The organism is [Clostridium] symbiosum, assembly GCA_036419695.1.
Lineage (GTDB): Bacteria > Bacillota > Clostridia > Lachnospirales > Lachnospiraceae > Otoolea > Otoolea symbiosa_A.
Map to the genome: position 1 here is coordinate 2,003,196 of CP143946.1, position 21,234 is coordinate 2,024,429.

The 21,234-nt window shown below is 50.0% G+C and carries 21 protein-coding genes; 17 read left to right on the forward strand and 4 right to left on the reverse strand.

The window, feature by feature from the left end; translation table 11 throughout:
• Nucleotides 1-152: 152 nt before the first annotated feature.
• The gene (locus V3C10_09225; protein ID WVP63967.1) at nt 153-590 is read right to left on the reverse strand and encodes a hypothetical protein; all 438 of its coding nucleotides are present in this window, start codon (nt 588-590) and stop codon (nt 153-155) included.
• Nucleotides 591-921: 331 nt separating this feature from the next.
• Between V3C10_09225 and V3C10_09230 the strand changes: the two genes are divergently transcribed.
• The 11 genes from V3C10_09230 (at nt 922) to V3C10_09280 (ending at nt 11,167) form a co-directional block, all read left to right on the forward strand.
• Nucleotides 922-1,275: a hypothetical protein gene (locus V3C10_09230; protein ID WVP63968.1), complete on the forward strand. Its 354-nt coding sequence runs from the start codon at nt 922-924 to the stop codon at nt 1,273-1,275.
• 301 nt (nt 1,276-1,576) lie between these two features.
• On the forward strand, nt 1,577-2,269 hold the full coding sequence (locus V3C10_09235; GenBank protein WVP64602.1) for an N-acetylmannosamine-6-phosphate 2-epimerase: 693 nt from the start codon (nt 1,577-1,579) through the stop codon (nt 2,267-2,269).
• A gap of 67 nt (nt 2,270-2,336) precedes the next feature.
• Nucleotides 2,337-3,251, forward strand: a complete 915-nt coding sequence (locus tag V3C10_09240; GenBank protein ID WVP63969.1) for an ROK family protein — start codon at nt 2,337-2,339, stop codon at nt 3,249-3,251.
• Nucleotides 3,252-3,462: 211 nt separating this feature from the next.
• Complete coding sequence (locus tag V3C10_09245; protein ID WVP63970.1) at nt 3,463-4,380, forward strand: dihydrodipicolinate synthase family protein; 918 nt, start codon at nt 3,463-3,465, stop codon at nt 4,378-4,380.
• A gap of 37 nt (nt 4,381-4,417) precedes the next feature.
• Complete coding sequence (locus tag V3C10_09250) at nt 4,418-5,347, forward strand: sugar ABC transporter permease (protein WVP63971.1); 930 nt, start codon at nt 4,418-4,420, stop codon at nt 5,345-5,347.
• Between the two features lie 4 nt (nt 5,348-5,351).
• Nucleotides 5,352-6,182, forward strand: coding sequence for a carbohydrate ABC transporter permease (locus V3C10_09255; protein WVP63972.1), 831 nt, complete (start codon nt 5,352-5,354; stop codon nt 6,180-6,182).
• 16 nt (nt 6,183-6,198) lie between these two features.
• Complete coding sequence (locus V3C10_09260) at nt 6,199-7,584, forward strand: sugar ABC transporter substrate-binding protein (protein WVP63973.1); 1,386 nt, start codon at nt 6,199-6,201, stop codon at nt 7,582-7,584.
• An 18-nt stretch (nt 7,585-7,602) separates the two neighbouring features.
• Entirely contained in the window at nt 7,603-8,583 is a 981-nt protein-coding gene (locus V3C10_09265; GenBank protein WVP63974.1) for an NAD(P)-dependent oxidoreductase, read from the forward strand.
• Nucleotides 8,584-8,704: 121 nt separating this feature from the next.
• A complete protein-coding gene (locus V3C10_09270; protein ID WVP63975.1) occupies nt 8,705-9,925 on the forward strand; it encodes a lactate racemase domain-containing protein in 1,221 nt (406 codons plus the stop codon).
• Nucleotides 9,926-10,067: 142 nt separating this feature from the next.
• Nucleotides 10,068-10,634, forward strand: coding sequence for a WHG domain-containing protein (locus tag V3C10_09275; protein ID WVP63976.1), 567 nt, complete (start codon nt 10,068-10,070; stop codon nt 10,632-10,634).
• A gap of 29 nt (nt 10,635-10,663) precedes the next feature.
• Nucleotides 10,664-11,167, forward strand: a complete 504-nt coding sequence (locus tag V3C10_09280) for a hypothetical protein (protein ID WVP63977.1) — start codon at nt 10,664-10,666, stop codon at nt 11,165-11,167.
• Between the two features lie 236 nt (nt 11,168-11,403).
• On the opposite strand, the gene ychF is transcribed toward V3C10_09280, so the two are convergent.
• The 3 genes from ychF to V3C10_09295 all read right to left on the reverse strand — a co-directional run bounded on the left by ychF (nt 11,404) and on the right by V3C10_09295 (nt 14,677).
• On the reverse strand, nt 11,404-12,501 hold the full coding sequence (gene ychF / locus V3C10_09285) for a redox-regulated ATPase YchF (GenBank protein ID WVP63978.1): 1,098 nt from the start codon (nt 12,499-12,501) through the stop codon (nt 11,404-11,406).
• 693 nt (nt 12,502-13,194) lie between these two features.
• Complete coding sequence (locus V3C10_09290; GenBank protein WVP63979.1) at nt 13,195-13,893, reverse strand: hypothetical protein; 699 nt, start codon at nt 13,891-13,893, stop codon at nt 13,195-13,197.
• A 124-nt stretch (nt 13,894-14,017) separates the two neighbouring features.
• Nucleotides 14,018-14,677, reverse strand: coding sequence for a TetR/AcrR family transcriptional regulator (locus V3C10_09295; protein ID WVP63980.1), 660 nt, complete (start codon nt 14,675-14,677; stop codon nt 14,018-14,020).
• Nucleotides 14,678-15,169: 492 nt separating this feature from the next.
• Here V3C10_09295 and V3C10_09300 point away from each other — a divergent pair, with 492 nt between their 5' ends.
• From V3C10_09300 to V3C10_09325, 6 genes are all read left to right on the forward strand, one after another.
• Nucleotides 15,170-16,486, forward strand: coding sequence for a sodium-dependent transporter (locus V3C10_09300; GenBank protein ID WVP63981.1), 1,317 nt, complete (start codon nt 15,170-15,172; stop codon nt 16,484-16,486).
• A 286-nt stretch (nt 16,487-16,772) separates the two neighbouring features.
• Nucleotides 16,773-16,928 carry an aspartyl-phosphate phosphatase Spo0E family protein gene (locus V3C10_09305; GenBank protein WVP63982.1) on the forward strand — a complete coding sequence of 52 codons (156 nt, stop codon included), beginning with the start codon at nt 16,773-16,775 and terminating at the stop codon, nt 16,926-16,928.
• A 210-nt stretch (nt 16,929-17,138) separates the two neighbouring features.
• Nucleotides 17,139-17,564 carry a division/cell wall cluster transcriptional repressor MraZ gene (mraZ, locus tag V3C10_09310; protein ID WVP63983.1) on the forward strand — a complete coding sequence of 142 codons (426 nt, stop codon included), beginning with the start codon at nt 17,139-17,141 and terminating at the stop codon, nt 17,562-17,564.
• Nucleotides 17,561-18,505, forward strand: coding sequence for a 16S rRNA (cytosine(1402)-N(4))-methyltransferase RsmH (gene rsmH, locus V3C10_09315; GenBank protein WVP63984.1), 945 nt, complete (start codon nt 17,561-17,563; stop codon nt 18,503-18,505). The genes mraZ and rsmH overlap by 4 nt, the downstream gene beginning before the upstream one ends.
• Before the next feature lie 5 nt (nt 18,506-18,510).
• Entirely contained in the window at nt 18,511-18,993 is a 483-nt protein-coding gene (locus V3C10_09320) for a cell division protein FtsL (protein ID WVP63985.1), read from the forward strand.
• A 25-nt stretch (nt 18,994-19,018) separates the two neighbouring features.
• Nucleotides 19,019-21,130 carry a penicillin-binding protein 2 gene (locus V3C10_09325; protein WVP63986.1) on the forward strand — a complete coding sequence of 704 codons (2,112 nt, stop codon included), beginning with the start codon at nt 19,019-19,021 and terminating at the stop codon, nt 21,128-21,130.
• Nucleotides 21,131-21,234: the final 104 nt, after the last annotated feature.

Below are 21,234 nucleotides of genomic sequence, written 5' to 3' on the forward strand. Positions count from 1 at the left end.
ATCTCACTGAGTTTGACAAAATACAATAAAAAACAGAAAAATCTGAAAAATATGTTAAAAAATGGACAATTTAACAGGGACAGAAAATTCTGTGTTGCTGGAATTTTCTGTCCCTGTTTCCGCCCTTATCGCCTGGTGCGGTGTGTTTTGCATCAATTTGATGAAGCTTTGTCCAGCGCGGTGCGGATTGCATTGACCAGCGCCTGTGAGGTATACTGGCTGCCCTCGGGATAGGATAGGTTTTCCAGCGACTGCGTCTGGCAGATCTGCTCGGAAAGCTGGGCGATTGACGGAGCCATCAGCGGGTACATCGTTGCGACCGAATCGCTGAGAGGGGAGAAGCTGATGGAATTGATATGATCCGCATCGACGGCTACTTCCACATTGACGTTCTGGCTGCCAAGGACGAGAGAGGCTGTGTATACGCCCGGTATGTACTGTACACTGTCGGATGCCGTCTGGGCAGCGTCCTTTTTCGGATGGAACATGATAAGGAATAACGTTACCAAAAGGATCCCAAGACCGATAAAGATGGCAGTGTAAATAATTTCCTTCATGCGCAGCACTACTATTTTTGTTTTAGAGCTCATAAAAAAGCCCTCCGGATTTGTTTATTACAATCTATTACCGAAAACATGTTTTTATGCAAAAAGCAGGAAGGTAGATGAAACAGGACGGGAAAAAGAGATGCCGAGGGCAGGAGGCGGGCGGAAGCTCCGCCGAAACAGCGTGATAAGGTTTTGTTTTGGGGGTGGATATGGTATAATGACCATAAAGGGGCATTATACCTGCGCATGGCGAGTTCTGCGTCCACCGCAGAAAATCGGGCGCTGAGTTCCGTCGGAGACACGTATTCACGAAGTGAATATGGTATAATGACCACAGACGATTCGAAACTATAGGAGGAAAGGGCAGAAAAGCATGACAGAACAGCAGAAAAAGGGGCAGATTTACATAATTGGAGTCATTGCGGGCGGAGCCGTTGCGGAACTGTGCACCGTTGCAATTTCGGTTAATATGATACGGATTATTCTCAGCTGCATTGTCTGGTATTTCCTTTACCAGGGACACAGGTGGGCTAAATACCTGCTGACTGCGCTGAACGGTATAGCGGCCGTATTCGGGGCCTTTACGGTGACGGAATTTGTGCTGGGAGGCATGGTTTCGTTTTATGTATGGGTATTGTTTTTTATTACGACGATCTACATGGTCAGTGTGCTAATCCTTGTGATGTCAAAGGATGCGAAGGCATTTCTTGACAGGAAGAGGAGTTGAAAAAATAAGTCGCGGCAGGCGGATGGCAGACGGGATTGGATGAGTCTCCGGCTTCCTGGTTGGCCGTTTCATGGAAAAATCCGGACCGATTTTTTGATGGTATTTGCATAGCAGCCGTCAAAGTAATGCGGCAGTCCTTATGGGGGCTGCCGTATTACTTTGGCGGTTTTTAACATAATTAAAAAACTTTTTTATTTATTTTTAATAATTGAAAAAAATTTCTTGACGTGATATAGTTTAATTAAGTTGTTATGAATGAGTATTACAAATAAGGTGAATGCGAGGGATTTGTATGAATCAGATGAATCAGGCAATTGTGGATCGGATTAAGGGGGGCTTAATTGTATCCTGTCAGGCGTTGAAAGAAGAGCCTCTGCACAGCTCCTATATTATGTCACGGATGGCGTATGCGGCGATGAAGGGAGGTGCGGTAGGAATCCGGGCCAATACAGTTGAGGATATTACGGAGATTAAAAAGACGGTGGACCTTCCGATTATCGGGATTATTAAGGAGGTGTACGGGGACTGCAGTGTGTATATTACACCTACGGTAAAAGAGGTTGACGCCCTCGTGGCATGCGGTGTGTCGATTATCGCGACGGATGCGACGGACTCCGCGAAAAGACCGCGCCCGGACGGAAGGTCACTGGATGATTTTTTCGGCGAGGTGCGTGAAAAGTATCCGGAGCAGTTATTTATGGCTGACTGCTCCAGCTATGAGGAGGGAATGCATGCGGCCGAGTTGGGTTTTGATTTTGTGGGGACCACGATGAACGGATATACGGACTATACCGCGGGCGTGGAGCTTCCCAATATTGAGCTGATGGGAAGGCTGGCGAAAGAGTGCGGCAGGCCGGTGATTGCCGAAGGCGGAATCTGGATGCCGGATCAATTGAAGGCGGCGCTTAATCGCGGCGTCTGGGCGGTTGTGATTGGAAGCGCCATCACAAGGCCGCGGGAAATTACACAGCGGTTTGTGTCGGCTATTAAGTAAGAAAGGATGTTAATGCTCAGCAGACGGTACAGGTACTGGACAGATAAAACTGGAAAAGGAGAGAGGGATGGAGAACAAAATAGTGGCGCTGGATATCGGAGGCACATCCATCAAGTCCGGACTCTGGTGCGGCGGTGAACTGACGGAAGTGAGGGAGTGGGACACCAATGCTCAGAATGGCGGCTCCTATGTAATGGAGAGGGTAAAGGAAATCCTACGCGGATACCGGGGATACCGGGCGATCGGAATCAGCACCGCGGGACAGGTGGATTCTAAAAAGGGCCGTATCCTCTATGCCAATGAAAATATTCCGGGCTATACCGGGATGCCGGTACGGGAGATTTTAGAACGTGAATTTGCGGTGCCGGCGGCGGTTGAAAATGACGTGAATGCGGCGGCCCTTGGAGAAGCCAGGTTCGGCGCGGGGATTGGACGCAGTGATTTTCTGTGTATTACATATGGTACCGGAGTGGGAGGCGCGATCGTGATAAATGGGGAGGTATATACGGGAGGCACATTCTCGGCCGGTGAGTTTGGCGGCATCATTGTGCACCCGGAGGATCGGGAGGCGGGCAGCCCCTTCAGCGGCTGTTATGAAAAATACGCCTCCACCACGGCGCTGGTGCGAATGGTGGAGAAGTACGACGGTGATCTGGACAGCGGAAGGAAGATATTTGAGCGTCTTTCCGAGCCGGGAGTCTACGCCCTGGTCGACGTCTGGATCGATGAGATAGTCTATGGCCTTATCACGCTCATCCATATTTTCAATCCCTCCTGTATCATCCTGGGCGGCGGTGTGATGGCCCAGCCGCATGTGATACGCAGAATCCGGGAGAAAACACAGTGTGAGATTATGGACAGTTTCCGCGGTGTGGAACTGCTTCCGGCCGGTCTTGGAAACAGGGCGGGGCTGCTTGGCGCGGCCTGGCTGGCCTCCGGGCTTTGTGAAGAAAAAAACGTCAACCCAACAATTTGGAAATAAAAAAATATTTTTTTATACAAGATTGACGAAAAATATTTTTTGTAGTATGATGAATTTATTATTAATGCACACAGGAATTCTGCCGGAAAGAAATAATCAGGTTACTATTCACAGAACCGCGCTTTACAGCGGGGCTGTGAACAGTAACATAACCAGGGCATTTTTCCTGAAACAGGGGACCAAAAAGTAAAACAGACAAAGGAGAGGAAATATGAGAAATCTGGATAAGTACAGAGGAATCTTTCCAGCATTTTATGCCTGCTATGATGAATCGGGAGAGATTAGTCCCGAGCGGGTGAGGGCGCTGACGGAGTTTTTTATTAAAAAGGGCGTAAAGGGAGTCTATGTCAACGGCTCTTCCGGTGAATGCATCTACCAGAGTGTGGAGGACCGGAAAACCGTTCTGGAGAATGTAATGGCGGCCGCCCGGGGAAAACTGACCGTCATTGCCCACGTGGCCTGCAACAACACGAAGGACAGCGTGGTCCTGGCAAAACATGCCCAGGAGCAGGGGGTGGACGCCATCGCGGCAATACCGCCGATCTACTTCCGCCTGCCGGAGTATGCCATTGCAAAATATTGGAACGACATGAGCGAGGCCGCTCCCGATACCGATTTTATTATTTATAATATCCCGCAGCTGGCCGGCGTGGCCCTGACTCCGTCCCTGTTTGCGGAGATGAGAAAGAACCCAAGGGTTATTGGAGTGAAGAATTCTTCCATGCCGATACAGGATATCCAAATACTGAAGGCGGCGGCCGGGGATGATTACGTTATCTTTAACGGTCCCGACGAACAGTTTATCGGAGGCCGTTCCATCGGGGCCGACGGCGGGATTGGCGGAACCTATGGCGCGATGCCAGAGCTTTTCTTAAAGCTCAACGAACTTTTTGAGGCGCGCGAGATGGCGGAGGCCTGTCGTCTCCAGTATGTGATTGACGATATCATTGCAAAGCTGTGCAGTGCCCACGGTAATATGTACGGCGTGATAAAAGAGGTGCTCCGCATCAATGAGAAGCTGGATATCGGAGGAGTCAGGCTGCCGCTGGCGCCGCTCACCGAAGCTGACTATGCCGTTGCCGGTGAGGCGGCAAGGATGATTGTGGAAGCTAAGAAGGAATTCTGTTGACAGCGGTTTCATAAATGGGGAAGGGGGAAGGGATGCCATGAGTGAGGCCAAAGTAAAAGGGGCGGGAAAGATATCGAAGGAAGCGCGCTTTGCCTGGCTGATCAACATTCCGCTGATTGTGTATCTGCTGTGCGTCCTGCTCGTGCCGATTATCTGGGGGATTTACATCAGTTTTACCAACAAAACCATAGGCGGCCCGGCCAAATTCATCGGGCTCCGCAACTATGTGCGTCTGTTGACGGATAAAGAATATCTGCATTCCATTGTTAATACGCTGAAATTTACTTTTTTCGCGATTGCACTGAAGGCAGTGCTCGGAACCGCGATGGCTCTGTCCCTCAATATGGAGTTTAAGGGACGCAACATCGTCCGGGCGATCCTGATGATTCCGTGGACGCTGCCCAATATCGTGGCTGTTTACAACTGGAAATGGATTTTCAGCACCAACGGAGGCGTGGCAAATTATCTGATGCGCACGTTCGGCCTGATTGATAAGGATCTCATCTGGTTCGGCTCGGCCGGACTGGCCATGACGGCTATTATTATCAGTAATGTATGGAGGGGGACCCCGTTTTTCGGGATGTCGATTCTGGCGAAGCTGCAGACCATTTCAGGTGATTATTACGAGGCGGCACAAATAGACGGGGCCAATGTGTGGCAGCGTTTTATCTACATAACGCTTCCCGAGATTAAGGAAGTGCTGCTGTTATCGACGCTGATGTCCACGATTTGGACTCTGAATGAATTTGAGAGCGTATGGCTGATGACGGGAGGCGGGCCAAACGGAAGCACCCAGGTCATGAACGTATACAGCTACAAGACGGCCATGATGCAGATGATGCTGGGACGCGGTGTGGCGGTGGCCGTTATTGCAATGCCGTTCCTGTTTTTGATTATCAATTGTATCGCGAAGATGATGCTGCCGGATGAGAATGCCGGGAAGCGGAAGAGACGGGAAAAGGGGTGAGACGATGAAAAGTAACAAAATGCTGAGAGTGCTTAATTATCTGTTTGTAGCCCTGATGTTGATTGTCGCGCTGTTTCCCATCTACTGGATGCTCAACACGTCTCTTAAATCCCAGGGGGAAATATATGCGAAGATTCCAACCATGTACCCTCACAAGTTCAGCCTGGAGGCATACCGCTATCTGCTGACGGAGACCTCATTTGTAAGCGGTTTAAAGAACAGCCTGATTATTGCGGTGTTTGTATCTGCCTTCTCCATCCTGGTGGCTTACCCGGCCGCCTATGCGATTGCGCGGATTAAATTTAAGGGCCGCAGGATGTACTCGAAGACGGTCCTGTTTACCTATCTGCTTCCGACCTGCGTGCTGTACATCCCTCTCTATATGTTTGTATCGACGCTGAAGCTGAGCAACAGTATTTACGGGCTGATGCTGATTTATCCCACCTTTACCCTGCCCTATGTGGCATGGATTCTGATACCGCATATTGCTTCGGTTCCGGTGGAGTTAGAGGAGGCGGCCAGGGTGGACGGTTGTTCCAGGATTGGAACGATGTACCGGATTGTGTTCCCTCTGGCGCTGCCAGGCATTGTCTCTACCACAATCTTTGCCTTTGCCATGTGCTGGGGTGAATACCTGTATGCACTTGTCAATGTGAGCAGCAAGGAGGTGCAGACCTTCCCGCTGATTCTGTCGGCCATTATCTATGGGGATATGCCGGCGTGGAACCAGCTGATGGCCGGAGCGATGGCCGCATGCATCCCGATTCTCTGCATTTATATCTTATCAAACAGCGCGCTTGTCGGAGGAAAGACGGCGGGCGGTGTGAAACAATAAAAGGAGGAAAATTATTATGAAGAAAAACAGACGTTTCTGGAAAAGGGCCGCCGGCATTACGTTGTGTGCGGCAATGGGTATTTCCCTGACCGCATGTTCCGGCAAGGCAGGGGATGCGACGGACGCAGCCGCCCCGGCGGGAGAGAGCACAAAAGCGGAGGCAGGCAAGGAGGCTGAGGCAAAGGAACTGACGATCTGGGTGGAGAAGCTGTTCAGTGATGAGGTGAATAAGGCAACTGAGGAGAGGGTGCAGCAGTTTGCGGCGGAGAGCGGAATCAAAGTAAACTGTGAGGTTATAAACTCCACGGACTTTATACCAAAACTGAACGCGGCCATTGAGGGCGGAAATGCACCGGATGTGACCTACACCGATACCACCAGGACGATGAACTATTATCCGAATATTCCCTACACCGACGTGTCGGAGCTGGTGAATGAGCTGAACGAGGAGCGCGGCTATTTTGATTCCGCCTACGCCAGCACCCAGATCGACGGGGTCCATTATTACGTGCCGTACAGCAGTTCCGCGGTCATCATGTATGTGCGCAAGGATGTCCTGGAGGAAAAGGGAATTACCGAGATGCCGAAGACCTGGGATGAGGTAGTGGAAGTAGCAAAAAAGGTGACGGATCAGGACAACAATTTCTATGGGCTGGCCATGGGCTGTGGAGACACCGATGACGATGATGAGAATGAATGGCGTCAGTGGCAGTGGAACGAAGGCGCCTATATGTTTGACAAAGACGGCAATATCACGATCAAAGACGGCAATAAATGGGCGGACAGGCTGGATATGATCGGGCAGCTCTACAAAGACGGCGTGATTCCGGCGGACAGCACGACCTGGGATGCGGGCGGCAACAATTCGGCCTATATCCAGGGCAGGGCGGCTATCTGCATCAACGGACCGTCCCTCTATGTTGCGCTTCGTGACAACGAGGAAAATAAAGAAATTTTTGATAACACGGCTTTTGTATCTGCTCCGGTCGGCTCGGAGAACGGAATCTACATGAGCTTCCCGAGAGGCTACGGCATCACAAAGACTTCCAAATACCCGGACGAGGCGGCTGAGTTGATTAAATATCTGCTGGATCCCGAATGGTACGGCCAGTGCTTCGAGACGACGGCTCCATTCCTGGCCCCTGTATTTGAAGATACGGCAAAAGCAGATGTATGGCAGGATGAAGTGAATGCCCTGATCGTGGATTATGCGCGCAATGCCGGAGGTTATTACGGCTATCCGGTTGATACGCTGGAAGGACGCGCAGTGGCATCCAAGCACTTCTTCAGCTATCCGGCCTGCAAGATGGTAAACCAGGTAATGACGGGTTCGGCTACGGGAGAGGAAGCGGTCGATATGGCCGTCCGGGCGATTGAGGACATTCAGGACGTAATGCAGTAGGCAGGGAAAGGTGACGGTATGAAACAGACAATCTGGATTAACGTGGATCCGGTAAAAGTGGATTTGTCCTATCTGGAAAAGCAGTTTTCAGGAAAATATAATTTTGTGGCAAAGGCAATTCCGGGAAACCGGCCGGATCTCGTGAGAGAGCAGGCGCTCATGTCGGACGTGGTGATCAGCACGCTGGAAAAATGGGATGAGGCGCTCCTGGCGGAGGCCGAGGGAAAGGTGAAATTCATCCAGAAATATGGGATGGGGCTCGACAATATCGACCTTGCGGCTGCAGCCGGACATCACATCCCGGTGGCCAATATCATCGGGGCAAACTCAGCCTCGGTGGCGGAGGTGGCGCTCTTACATATCCTGAACGCAGGCCGGAAATTCACCCCCTGTGTCGGCGGCGTAAAGGCCCGTATATGGCCCTCTACCATTACTGGGACAGAGCTGGACGGTAAAACCGTGGGCCTTCTGGGATTCGGCAATATTGCGCGGAACCTGGCCCGTATGCTGTCGGGTTTCCGGGTGCAGATTCTGACCTATGATCCCTATATAAAAGAGGAACAGCTTCCTGCAGGGGTGCGGTCTGCCGGTTCCAGGGAGGAATTATTTGAACAAAGCGACATTGTGAGCCTGCATATCCCAAGCACGCCGGAGACGGCGGGCAGCATCAACCGGGAATGCTTTGACAGGATGAAGATGGGCGCATACCTGATCAACACCTGCCGCGGCAGCGTGATGAATGAGGCGGATCTGGTCGAAGCGCTGAAGAACGGCCGGATTGGGGCAGCGGGTCTCGATGTGCTGTGCGATGAGCCGCCGATGGAGGATAATCCGCTCCTGGACATGGAAAATGTATTTATCACTTCCCACATGGGCGCGGAGACGGCGGAGGGGGGACTGCGGTCCCAGACCATCATGGCGGAGACAATCGAAGCGTTTCTGGAGAAGGGGGAACTGTCACAGTATGTGAGAAATAAAGAGCTGCTGGACAATTTTTAAGCAGGCTTCTGGAAAATCAGGGAAATAGCATCGGCCGGAGGGCTGCCATGAAATGAGAGACTTCATTTTGCGGCAGTCCTATAGCCGTATAGGAGACCGCTATTGGCGGTGGAGGAATTATATGGATGTTACATTGTATCAGGTTGCCGCTGAAAATGGGAAGGTCAGGGTAAGTCTGCCCGAAAACTGGCATACGGAGTATTACGGAATGCCGGGGGATACGATGCCAGCCCTGACGCTGGAGCAGATTAGAAACCGGATTAACCATCCGTCCGGGGGAATGAAAACAATCCGTGAACTGGCCCGGGGGCGGAAGAACGCAGTCATTATATTTGACGATGCCAGCCGCGGGACAAAGCTTAAAGAGATCGCGGAATTTGTGGTGGAGGAGCTTCTGGCGGCAGGAATCCGGGAGGACAATATCGAATTCCTCTGCGCCCTTGGAAATCATGGGGCCATGACGAGAAGCCAGTTTGTCAGAAAGCTGGGGGAAAATATAGTCGGCCGGTTCTGCGTATTTAACCATAACCCATACGAAAATAATGTGCTGCTCGGTTATACACCGGAGGGCGTTCCGGTGGAAATTAACCGCGAGTTTGCAGAGAGTGACGTAAGAATTGGAATAGGGGCTATTACCCCGCACCCGCTCAATGGATTTGGGGGCGGGGGAAAACTTCTGTTTCCGGGAATTGCTTCCATCGCCACGACCACAGGAAACCATACGAAAAGCAAGTATGGGTGGATGGGGCAGCAGAGTTCCCCTGTTATGAGGACGGAGATCGAAGATATGACCCGGATGGCGGGAGAGTTTTTTAAGATAGATGTGATTTATAATGCAAGGCTGGATATCATCGGACTGTTTGCGGGAGATCCGATAGCGGAATATTATGAGGGGATTCAGGCGGCGGCTGTGACTTATCGAAGCCGGATTCCGGATAAAAAGGATGTGATCGTGGCAAATGCCAATGCGAAGGTCAACGAGGCGGATCTGGCTATTCTGAATGCGGCCGCGTACCTGAAAGAAACGGGGGGAGATATTGTACTCGTCAATTATTGTCCGGACGGGCAGGTGGTGCACTATTTTTCAGGTCCCTTCGGCAGAAAGGCCTTCGGAAGACAGTGGGGCCCGATGGGGGACGAAGTGGCCCATGTGCGCCGCATTATCTGCCTGAGCCCCTATCCCGATCAATATTCGACTCTGCGCTTCGGCGATGTGGACGGAAAGAAACGCGTGGTGTGGGTAAAGACGTGGGAGGAGGCGATGGAGCTTCTGAGAAAAGACCACGGAGAGGGGACGGAGGCCGGGATTTTTTCCGACGGGACGATACAGTATTTTGCATAGGTGAAATGATATCGGACCGCTTTCGTGCATCATATACAGCATCGGAAATCCCGGATTACACACGACGATAGAGACATACCTTCTTTACAAAACTAATATAATTAGTTATAATACTATTATCAATAGTTTTTGGAGGCATATTATGGCTAGAGCGGGTCTTGATAAAAGCGCCGTGATTGAAAAAGCAGCCCAGTTAGCAAACAGCATGGGGTTTGAAGCAGTGACATTAAAGAGACTGGCGGACAGCTTACATGTAAAGCCTCCGTCCCTTTACAATCACATTAAGGGGCTTGACGATCTGCAAAATGAACTGATGCTCTATGGCTGGCGGAACATGGAAGAACGGATGCTGGAGGCTGCGGCGGGGGTCAGCGGGTATGCCGCGTGGGAAGCGATATGCAGGGCATTCTATCGGTATGCGACGGAAAACCCCGGCGTGTTCAGCGCCATGCTTTGGTATAACAAATACCAGAACGATGAAGCAGGGAGAGTTACGGACGGGCTGTTTTTAATCTGCTCGAAAATCACAGCCTCATTAAACATTTCAGAAGAGAACTGTGATCATCTGATCCGTACTTTCCGGGCGTTTTTGGAAGGCTTTTCCTTATTAGTAAATAACCATGCGTTTGGCCATGTTTTGCCGGTGGAGGATAGCTTCAACCTCTCATTGAAGGTATTGATTGCAGGTATGAAGGAGCTGGAGGAGTAGATTTAAATTTAACGTCAGGAGAATGAGAAATGAATCAGGTATATAGTGAAATCAGTTTGAAGACAGTGGAGAAATTCAGGCTTGCCAGATATGTCGTAATCAGCCCGAATCCCGAAACAGATGCAATGGAATATATGGAGCGTTGGGCAAAAAACAGCGGGCTGCTTGATACTCCCGGCTATACCCTAAAAAGGATTGGTTGGGATTTTCCCTTTGTCTCTGAAGAACAGAAGGAAAGATTTGGACTGCATGGATATGTGGCGGCGTATGTCATTCCAGAGGATTTTGTTCCTTCCTGCGGGGGAGCAGAACTAGCTGTCCAAGACACGGATCACTATGCGGTGATCACTATTACGGCCCCCTTCTCGGCGCCCTGGGAGAAGATCCCCGGCGCTTACGGAAAAATTTTTGAATATGTAAACGCACGCCATATGGCAGCGCAAAGTTATGAGAACCGCATCTGTATGGAGGAGACCTATGTAAGAGAGGGTGTCACTTATATGGACGTTTACGTTCCGGTTGATATGCAATAGCATCCCTTTTCGATGGGATAACCCGATAACCCGTTTTATCTGTTCAACTTCAGCTATATTGTTTTAACAGCTTGTTTTGACTTATTAAAAAAGAGTGAGTATACATCAGTTTGTATGACTCACCCTTTTTTATTGAGCGGCAATGAAAAGTTCGCGAAGCGTGCTTTTCGTTGTTATCTTAATTTATTGAGATTGATTTTGCAGCAGCCTCTTTGCAATACGGATTTATACCGGTTTTATACGTTAAAACGGAAGAGAACCACGTCACCGTCTTTTACCACATACTCCTTGCCTTCCATCCGAACCAGCCCTTTTTCCTTGGCGGCCGTGTAGGTGCCGCAGTCCAGCAGATCCTGATAGTTGACAACCTCTGCCTTGATAAAGCCGCGTTCAAAATCGGAATGGATTTTACCGGCTGCCTGAGGCGCTTTGGTGCCGACCTTAATGGTCCAGGCGCGTGTTTCCTGAGGTCCTGCCGTCAGGTAGCTGATCAGGCCGAGAAGGCGGTAGCTGGCGGCGATCAGTTTCTCCAGGCCGGATTCCGTAAGGCCCAGATCCTCTAAGAACATCTTCTTTTCTTCCTCATCCAGTTCTGCGATCTCCTGCTCAATCTGTGCGCAGATGACAAAGGCCTCGCTGCCTGTTTCGGAAGCAAATTTGCGTACGGCGGCTACATATTCATTATTTGCCCCGTCGTCGGACAGATCGTCTTCACAGACGTTTGCCGCAAAAATCACCGGTTTCCAGGTAAGCAGGTTTAAAGAATTAATAAATTCAAGCTCGTCCTCATCCTCAGTTTCAAAACTTCTTGCCAGTTTGCCGTCTTCCAGATGAGCATAGAGCGCTTTTAACGTTTCTAATTCCTTTGCAAGGGCTTTATTGCCCATCAGGCTCTTATTTGTCTTGGAAATTCTTCTTTCCAGGATTTCCATATCGGAGAAAATCAGTTCCAGGTTGATTGTCTCGATGTCGCGGAGCGGGTCGACGCTGCCGTCCACATGGATAACATTGGGATCCTCAAAGCAGCGCACTACGTGTACGATGGCATCCACCTCACGGATATTGGAGAGGAACTGGTTGCCGAGGCCCTCGCCCTTGGATGCGCCCTTTACAAGGCCTGCAATATCTACAAATTCGATTACGGCCGGGGTAATCTTTTCAGAATTATAGAGAGCGGAAAGCTTTCCGAGGCGGAAGTCGGGAACCGGTACGATGCCCACGTTGGGGTCGATGGTACAGAACGGATAATTGGCGGATTCTGCGCCGGCTTTTGTCAGGGAATTGAAGAGAGTACTTTTACCTACGTTCGGCAGGCCTACAATACCTAATTTCATAATAAACATCCTTTCTATTATTGAGAAACAGCAAGCTGTTTACAAAGTTCATTTACCGCTGTTTACGCCTGGGCGTACCAGAATAGAATACCATAAAATGGGGGGGAAAGGAAGAGGGAATTTAATTGAGAAAATGTGGGGTGGGGATAGCGGGCGGGGAGTGGGAGGGTGTGAGGGTCTTCAGTCCTGGGGAGGGAGTCGCGAGGGGGAATGCGGGCAGAAAATATTCCTCCGGGGACACGCTCTCGCTTTTGGAATGCGCAGCGGGTGCTAAACTCGTGTAAGACCTCGTTAAGCACCGGCGGATTCCCAGGTCCCCTGCGGAATGTTTTCTCCCGAATTCCCCGGAACTGCGTCGAACGGACTGAAGACCGGGTAGGCTGCGGCCCGCCCGCCATCCGGCATCGCTTGGGACGGATTTTCTCAAGTGCGGAGGGGGAGGGAGTGTGTGGGGGCTTCAGTCCTGGGGAGGGAGTTGTGAGGGGGAATGCGGGCAGAAAATATTCTTCCGGAGCTGCGCTTTCGCTTTTGGAATGCGTAGCTAAAATTCTTTTTTTAGGTATAGTGACAGCGTTATTTTGTATGATAGGGCAAATGAGGCTGTGTACAGTAAAATGAAAACGGTCATCCTGGTGGGGAAGGATGGGAGGCATTATTGTCAACGGTAACAGCGAAAATGCTGAAAACCATACTTCAGTTTTTCTTTTTGCCGATCGGAGCAATCACCAATTTTGGAATAATCTGATACCGGTCATTCCCCTCACAAATGGAATCCCGGAGCGCCTGCCTTACAGCGGCCTCTTCCTTTTGCAGCCGTCTGGAGCAGGCGGCCGTTAGAAATACATTGATGTGGGAACCGGCGTTTACCAGCCTCAGTTCCCTGATGAGAGCCGTTTCCTCGAATTTTTTAATCACCTGTTCTGCGCTGCTGCGTATAGGAACTATGACGGCTTCATCGGTGATGAGCTGCTCGGTCTGGATTGTGGCGTCACAGTCCAGAGAGGAGAAAAGCTCATATGTAATTTCCTGGGCGATCTGTTCCATCTGCGGCTTTTGCCCCATTTGCGGCCTTTGCTCCATCTGCATCCACTGTTCGATTTGTTGTATCTGGCTCATTTGAACCGCCTGCTCCGCTTGGGCCGCCTGTTCCGTGAGCGCCGGGGCTGCTCCGCCGATATGCATGGAAACGGCATAGCGGCCCATTCCGTAGTCATGGATCAGGAGATTACTGATTTTCGATACTTCAGGATGGCGCATGACGCAGGATATGATTGTTTCCTCCAGATTTTTGTCCGGCGCTTCCCCCATCAGCCTCTGCACCACCCCGCACATGGCTTTCAGGCCGGAAAACATGATGAAAAGGGAAACAAGGGTTCCGCACCATTTACTCATTCCATGAGAGGAAAATATACCGGAGCTGTTCCGCGCGGTGCAACAGCCGTCGGATCACAGTTCCGGTGCTCAATTAAAGCATTGATAGAATTAAAAAAACAGCCCATATACAGGAGGATACCGGTTAACGGAATGAATCCGCCGGGATGCCCAAAACGCGTGCAAACATTTCATGGGTGAAATCAAGATAAGAAGTCATATATTCTCCTGTATTTTGAGCGGGCATAAGCCGGTGAAATGTATGGACCAGTCCGAAAATCAGAAAATGGGTGGCGGCGGACACATCCGCACAGTGAAAAATATCTTCCTTCACACCCTGTCCGATAACCGGGAGAAGCACGAGAGCCCATTGTTCCGCGACATGATCGAGGTAAATTGCCCGGATATCCTCCCCCTCGCTATAGCGCGCTTCAAATTCCTCGTGTTTCTTCGTAAACTCAAAGATGCGGTCTATCACAATCTTCAGTTTTTCGGTTACAGGAATGTCCTGGGAGAGAGGAATCTTCACCTGTTCCACCATCTTCATGGCATAGAATTCGGATGCAGCGGCAAAAATGTCGGTTTTAGATTTAAAATAGCGGTAGCAGAGTCCGGGGGAAACATTCATCCTGTCCGTAATATCCTGGACATTTAAATCATGATATCCCTTCTCCGCCAGAAGTTCCAAAGCCGTCTCGATAATTTCCTGTTTCCGTTCCCCGGGATCCTTGGAAATGCGGGGACTCCGCGGACTGTTGCGCGCCCTCCGGACCCCTCTGTCCCCCGGATCATCTGAATATCTCATAAACCTACCTCCATAGCAATTTCGATGAGTGAATAAACTCATTATCATCTAAATTCTCCTCCATGTCAAGCAGCCCAAAGCAAAACCTACCCTGCCGTCCTTACCGTTTTCCGGAGTATTTCTTCCTTAATAAAAGGAGGTCTGTTACTGGAGACGGTGTTTAGGACTTCCGCTACGCTCCATTCACAAAAAACACCTCGCGGAATGCTGCCTGTGAACGGTAACGGAGGTTCAACTAAAATCGCTTAAGTAAAATAAGTTGCTTTTATATGCAGGATATATTATGATAGAAATGATTTTGCCGTTTAAAGCGGCATAGTAAGCCCGTCTGTTCCGGCAGGCATGGATACCGCAGATATTCTAGCCGGATAAGAGCCAGACCGGCAGATGCGCTCACACGGTGAAAAGCGCAGTTACAGTTTTTTCGCCGTAACCAATGATGAAAGGCCCGCATCACGGATTTTCCACCATAACAACGAGGAGGTTTATTTCATGAGTCACAAAAATGGTAATTTCAGCAGTTCGCTGGGTTTTGTCCTGGCCTGCGTGGGGTCCGCGGTGGGCCTGGGTAATATATGGATGTTTCCATACCGTCTGGGCCAGTTCGGAGGAGCGGCCTTCCTGGTTCCCTATATCTTTTTCATCTGCCTGTTCGGCCTGACCGGCCTGTCGGCGGAGTTTGCCATCGGGAGAAGGGCAAAGACAGGAACGCTTGGTTCTTATGAATATTGCTGGGCTCACAGGGGGCAGGGGAAAGCGGGGCGTCTGCTCGGCTGGATTCCGCTCCTTGGTTCTCTGGGAATCGCCATTGGATATTCAATTATTATCGGCTGGGTGCTCCGTTCCCTGGGCGGTTCCCTGTCCGGCGCCATTCTTTCGGAGGAGTCGGCCGCATATTTTGCACAGGCTACGGGCAGCTTTGGAAGTCTGCCGTGGCATCTGGCGGTAGTACTGATTACGGTCGTGATCCTGATTACGGGCTCTGTTACACAGATAGAGCGTGCAAACCGCGTGATGATGCCCATTTTCTTCGTGCTTTTTACCGTCCTGGCGGTCAGGGTGTTTTTCCTGCCGGGCGCATCCGCAGGCTACCGCTTTCTCTTTGTGCCGAAGTGGGAGCGTCTGAAGGATGTCAATACCTGGGTTATGGCCATGGGACAGGCATTTTTTTCGCTGTCCATCACGGGGTCAGGAATGATCGTATACGGTTCCTACCTTAATAAAAATGCCGATATCGTGGGCGCGTCGCTGCGCACGGCGATGTTTGACACGGTGGCGGCTCTTCTTGCAGCCCTGGCCATCATGCCGGCCGTATTTGCATTCGGCATTGAGCCGGGAGCCGGTCCATCGCTGATGTTTATCACGATTCCGAAGATTTTCGCACAGATGCCGATGGGGCAAATTTTTGCCGTGATTTTCTTCCTTTCCGTGGTATTTGCAGGAATCACTTCTTTAATTAATATGTTTGAAGCAGTAATTGAAAGTATCCAGCATCGGTTTGAGGTTCCAAGAAAACTTGCGGTGCTTCTGTGCGGCGTGATTTGTTTTGGTGTCGGCGTATTCCTGGAAGCGGAGCCTTCTGTCGGAAGCTGGATGGATTTCATCACCATCATGGTGGTTCCGTTTGGGGCGGTGCTCGGCGCGGTTTCCATTTATTACATTCTGGGATACAAAGAAATCAGGAAAGAAATGGAGGCGGGAAGAGGAAAAAAACTGCCGTCCCTGTTCGGTAAAATTGCCTGCGGACTCTATGTGCCGCTTACAATTATCGTATTTATCCTGGGTATCATTTACAAGGGAATTGGTTGATAAAAAGGGGCTTCACGTCAATTTTTGTCGAATATTATCGGCCGAATTAGTTTGATTTTTAGGGGATCAGGACTTAAAATGAAGATATATCGAGGAAGCATTTACAAACATCCTTGTCTGTAAGCGCGCCCGCGATTGCTGGCATCGGATATCTGGAGTTTAAGACTGTATTCCTGGATTGAGGGTCTGGAATACCGGTTTGTGCAAATATTTTTTACAACAATGACAACAATATCCTCTGACGGCGCCACAACTGAAGACAGCATCAACAAAAGGAGAGTAGGATATGGCAAATGCGAGAGAAGAATTGATCAGTAAAATCGAAAACGCAAGGGAACGGTTGAATAGAAGCATTGACACGGAGGATGAATATAAAGTGATTTATCAGTGCAGTGTGGAGCTTGATCAGTTATTAAATCAATATGTTGTAGCCGGTTACTAAGTGAATTACATATGTAGAAGTACATGAAAAAGGGTGGTAAGATTCCCAGATCTTACCACCCCTTTTCTGTATTTTTTTATAAATATTTCTTGCTATTTCCTTACATATGTACTAGAATTAGAATACAAAGTGGTAGAAAGTGGTGGAAAGTGGTGCCAAATGGCGCCAGGTGGAAACGAAGTGGAGCACAATGGATGACAGGTGATTGCTATGTTCATGGGTGAATACAATCATACAATCGATGCGAAGGGGAGGTTAATTATCCCCTCCAAATTCAGGGAACAGCTGGGAGACGAATTTGTCGTGACAAAGGGTTTAGACGGCTGTCTCTTTGTGTATGATAATTCTGAGTGGAAAAACTTCGAAGAAAAGCTCCAGTCACTGCCGCTTACGAATACAAATGCCAGAAAGTTCTCACGTTTTTTCCTGGCCGGAGCTTCCGCCTGTGAGGTGGACAAGCAGGGTAGAATCCTTCTCCCCGCCGTGCTCAGGGAGTTTGCGAACCTGGAAAAAGAAGTGGTTCTGGTGGGAGTGGGAAGCCGGATCGAGATCTGGAACAAAGCAACCTGGACCGAAAAGAACGTCTATGACGACATGGACGAAATTGCAGAGAACATGGAAGGCCTTGGAATATGATATTTGGACACAAATCAGTACTTTTAGATGAGACAATCGACAGCCTTAACATAAAGCCGGACGGCATTTATGTGGACGGAACCCTGGGTGGAGGCGGGCATGCATACGAAGTGTGCAGGCGGCTCGGAGAGGGTGGAAGGCTGATCGGAATCGATCAGGATGCCGATGCCATCGCGGCTGCATCCGAACGTCTGAAAGAATTCGGAGATAAAGTAACAATTGTTAGAAGCAACTATGAGAATATCGAAGCGGTTTTAAGAGAGCTGGGTATAAAAGAGGTGGATGGGATTTACCTGGATTTAGGCGTCTCCTCCTATCAGCTTGACACGGCGGACCGGGGATTCACTTACAGGGAGGACAATGCCCCCCTCGATATGAGAATGGACCAGAGAAATACGGAGACCGCGAAAGATATTGTAAATAACTACACTGAATCAGAGCTGTTCCATATCATCAGAGATTATGGGGAAGACAGATTTGCAAAGAATATTGCAAAACACATTGTCAGAGCACGGCAGGAAAAAGAGATTGAGACGACGGGAGAGCTGATTGAGATTATAAAAGCCGCAATTCCGGCCAAGGTGAGGGCGACGGGAGGCCATCCGGCCAAACGGACCTTTCAGGCAATCCGTATAGAGCTGAACAAAGAACTGGAGGTTCTGGAGAATTCGATCGATACCATGACGGATCTTCTGGCTCCGGGGGGAAGGCTTTCCATTATCACCTTCCATTCCCTTGAGGACAGGATTGTAAAGAACCGTTTCCGGACGAATGAAAATCCATGCACCTGCCCGCCCGACTTCCCTGTGTGTATGTGTGGAAAGAAGAGCAGGGGCCGCGTGGCGACACGCAAGCCCATCCTACCGTCAGAGGAAGAACTCTCAGAAAACAAGCGTTCCAAGAGCGCAAAACTGAGGGTGTTTGAGAAAAATAGGAGGTAAAACCTATGGCTGCCAGAAGAAGACATCCTGAATATGCCGGTACTTATGTAGACGGCAATACCGTAAGAAAAGTAAATAGAACTACGACGCAGACAAAGCCGGAGCGCAGGGTACAGGACGACTACAGACGCAGCCACGTTGTAAGGAGAAACAGGGAGAAAGCCCTCTATATGGACGGGCCTTATGTCTTTGCTTTGACCGTAGCAGCCGTAATCACGCTGTTTTTGTGCATGAATTATCTGCGCATTCAGGCTTCAATCACGACAAGAATCAACAATATAGAAGCGCTGGAGCTTAAGCTTGAACATCTGAAATCTGAAAATGATGCCCTTCAGACAAGAATTGACACTTACGTTGACTTGGATCATGTATATAAAGTCGCTACAGAAGAACTTGGCATGGTATATGCCAATAAGAACCAGATTCTTTTGTATAATAAAACGGAAAGTGAGTATGTAAGGCAGTATGAGGACATCCCAAAACACTAACAACAAACAGACCTTTCGGAAATATATGCAGGAAAAGCTGGCGATTACCGTAATGGTAATTACGCTGGCTTTGTTTGCACTTGTCTTAGTGCTATATAATATTGTGAAAAGTAAAGGGGAAGACTATAACCAGATCGTTCTGAGCCACCAGGATTACGAGAGCCGGACGATCCCCTTTAAGCGCGGAAATATTGTGGACAGAAACGGAACGTATCTGGCCATCAGTGAGAAAGTATACAACCTGATCCTGGATCCCAAGCAGATCCTGGAAAATGATGAGAGTTATGAATACCTGGAAGCGACGTTAGACGCCTTAAACGAGTGTTTTGGCTATGACCGGGAAGAACTGCGCAAACTGATAAACGACAGGAAAGACAGCTATTACGTCATCTATGAAAAGCAGATGTCGGCGGAACAGAAGGAGCAGTTTGAAAACCTGAAAAAGGCCAGAAACGAGGAATACAGGAAGCTGGCTGCCGATGAGGGCGGCAAAAAGAGAATCACCGGAGTGTGGTTCGAGGATGAATATAAGAGAGTTTACCCATACAAAGATCTGGCCTGCAACGTCATCGGTTTTGCGATGAAGGACGGCAATGCCTCCGGCGGAGTGGAGCAGTATTATAATGATGTCCTCACCGGGGTCAACGGCAGGGAGTACGGTTACTTAAACGACGACTCCAACCTGGAGAGGGTAGTGAAGCCGGCCAGAAACGGAGAAACCCTGGAACTGACCATCGACACCAACATCCAGAAGATCTGCCAGAAATATATCGACGAATGGCAGGCCGGAATTGGAAGCAAGGTGGCGGCCGTCATCGTCATGGATCCCAACAATGCGGAGATCCTCGCGATGGACACCAACATCCGTTACGATTTAAACGATCCCTACAATATGGACCGTTACTATACCCAGGAAGAACAGGCCGCCATGGATGAGAAGACAAAGGCGGATAACTGGTATAAGATGTGGAGGAACTTCTGCGTCAGCGATACCTTTGAGCCTGGTTCCCCGCAGAAAGCGTTTACCGTGGCGGGAGCCATCGAGGAGGGAGCCATCAGCGGCTATGAGACGTTTGAGTGCGGCGGTATGCTCCAGCTCGACAAGTGGAAAATCCGCTGCGTTGCCAGAAGCGGCCACGGCCCTCTGACCGTTACGCAGGGACTTATGAAGTCATGTAACGTTGTTATGATGAATATCGTGCGTCTGGAAGGCAAAGAAAAATTTGCCAAATACCAGAGTATTTTCGGCTTTGGTTCCAAAACGGGAATTGACCTTCCCGGCGAGGCCGATACCTCGGGCCTTGTATACAGAGCAGACAAGATGGGACCCGTCGACCTTGCGACAAACGCCTTCGGACAGAACTACAACTGTACGATGATTCAGATGGCGGCCGCATACAGCTCCCTGATTAACGGCGGCTCCTACTACGAACCGCATGTGGTCAGAAGAGTTTTGAACGACCAGGGCGCCGTAGTGCAGAAGAGCAGCCCGAAGCTGGTGCGCGAGACCGTATCCGAGAGCACGTCGAGATTTATCAACGACGCGCTTTACCAGACCGTTTCCGGTGTGGGCGGTACGGCGGGAGCCGCTGCGGTTGCCGGATACCAGGTGGCTGGTAAGACGGGTACGGCTCAGAAACAGCCGCGTGAAGAGAAAAATTACCTTGTATCTTTTATCGGTTATGCTCCCGCCTATGATCCTCAGGTTCTTGTTTATGTCGTGTTAGACACGCCGAACTTGCCGGGAGAGGAACAGGCGCATTCCAAGTTCGCCAGTGAAATTTCAAGTAAAATTATGGCGGAAATTCTTCCCTATATGAACGTATTCCCGGATACCGACACAGGACTTCCGGAAGACGAGGAACTGGCAGGAAGAGAAGAGGGAATCACAAGCGGAGAAACCTCCGAGACCCAGGAAGAGACCGGTGAAAGCGGAGAAAGTACGGCTCCGATGGAAACATGGCCGTCCTTTGATGACGAATTTATTGATTCCGGAGAGGAAGACTATAATTATCCGGACAGAATGCCGGGAGGAACAGGCGCATCGCCTGAAAGCTCCGGCGGCGATATGACGGAACCGCCGGGCAGCACCGGGGCGCCGCCCGAGAGCAGCCAGGCTCCCATCCCTCCGGCTTAAGGCCGTAAAAAGCGGCCGGTATCAACCGGATAAAAACAGCCTGGACCAATGTTAAAGAATAAAATCCTGATTTTTTAATATACTGTACCAACGAAAGCATAAAG

Excerpts from the sequence above, each read along its gene's own strand:
- V3C10_09225 (WVP63967.1), bottom strand. The coding sequence starts at position 590 with ATGAGCTCTAAAACAAAAATAGTAGTGCTGCGCATGAAGGAAATTATT.
- V3C10_09230 (WVP63968.1), top strand. The coding sequence starts at position 922 with ATGACAGAACAGCAGAAAAAGGGGCAGATTTACATAATTGGAGTCATT.
- V3C10_09235 (WVP64602.1), top strand. The coding sequence starts at position 1,577 with ATGAATCAGGCAATTGTGGATCGGATTAAGGGGGGCTTAATTGTATCC.
- V3C10_09240 (WVP63969.1), top strand. The coding sequence starts at position 2,337 with ATGGAGAACAAAATAGTGGCGCTGGATATCGGAGGCACATCCATCAAG.
- V3C10_09245 (WVP63970.1), top strand. The coding sequence starts at position 3,463 with ATGAGAAATCTGGATAAGTACAGAGGAATCTTTCCAGCATTTTATGCC.
- V3C10_09250 (WVP63971.1), top strand. The coding sequence starts at position 4,418 with ATGAGTGAGGCCAAAGTAAAAGGGGCGGGAAAGATATCGAAGGAAGCG.
- V3C10_09255 (WVP63972.1), top strand. The coding sequence starts at position 5,352 with ATGAAAAGTAACAAAATGCTGAGAGTGCTTAATTATCTGTTTGTAGCC.
- V3C10_09260 (WVP63973.1), top strand. The coding sequence starts at position 6,199 with ATGAAGAAAAACAGACGTTTCTGGAAAAGGGCCGCCGGCATTACGTTG.
- V3C10_09265 (WVP63974.1), top strand. The coding sequence starts at position 7,603 with ATGAAACAGACAATCTGGATTAACGTGGATCCGGTAAAAGTGGATTTG.
- V3C10_09270 (WVP63975.1), top strand. The coding sequence starts at position 8,705 with ATGGATGTTACATTGTATCAGGTTGCCGCTGAAAATGGGAAGGTCAGG.
- V3C10_09275 (WVP63976.1), top strand. The coding sequence starts at position 10,068 with ATGGCTAGAGCGGGTCTTGATAAAAGCGCCGTGATTGAAAAAGCAGCC.
- V3C10_09280 (WVP63977.1), top strand. The coding sequence starts at position 10,664 with ATGAATCAGGTATATAGTGAAATCAGTTTGAAGACAGTGGAGAAATTC.
- ychF (WVP63978.1), bottom strand. The coding sequence starts at position 12,501 with ATGAAATTAGGTATTGTAGGCCTGCCGAACGTAGGTAAAAGTACTCTC.
- V3C10_09290 (WVP63979.1), bottom strand. The coding sequence starts at position 13,893 with ATGAGTAAATGGTGCGGAACCCTTGTTTCCCTTTTCATCATGTTTTCC.
- V3C10_09295 (WVP63980.1), bottom strand. The coding sequence starts at position 14,677 with ATGAGATATTCAGATGATCCGGGGGACAGAGGGGTCCGGAGGGCGCGC.
- V3C10_09300 (WVP63981.1), top strand. The coding sequence starts at position 15,170 with ATGAGTCACAAAAATGGTAATTTCAGCAGTTCGCTGGGTTTTGTCCTG.
- V3C10_09305 (WVP63982.1), top strand. The coding sequence starts at position 16,773 with ATGGCAAATGCGAGAGAAGAATTGATCAGTAAAATCGAAAACGCAAGG.
- mraZ (WVP63983.1), top strand. The coding sequence starts at position 17,139 with ATGTTCATGGGTGAATACAATCATACAATCGATGCGAAGGGGAGGTTA.
- rsmH (WVP63984.1), top strand. The coding sequence starts at position 17,561 with ATGATATTTGGACACAAATCAGTACTTTTAGATGAGACAATCGACAGC.
- V3C10_09320 (WVP63985.1), top strand. The coding sequence starts at position 18,511 with ATGGCTGCCAGAAGAAGACATCCTGAATATGCCGGTACTTATGTAGAC.
- V3C10_09325 (WVP63986.1), top strand. The coding sequence starts at position 19,019 with ATGCAGGAAAAGCTGGCGATTACCGTAATGGTAATTACGCTGGCTTTG.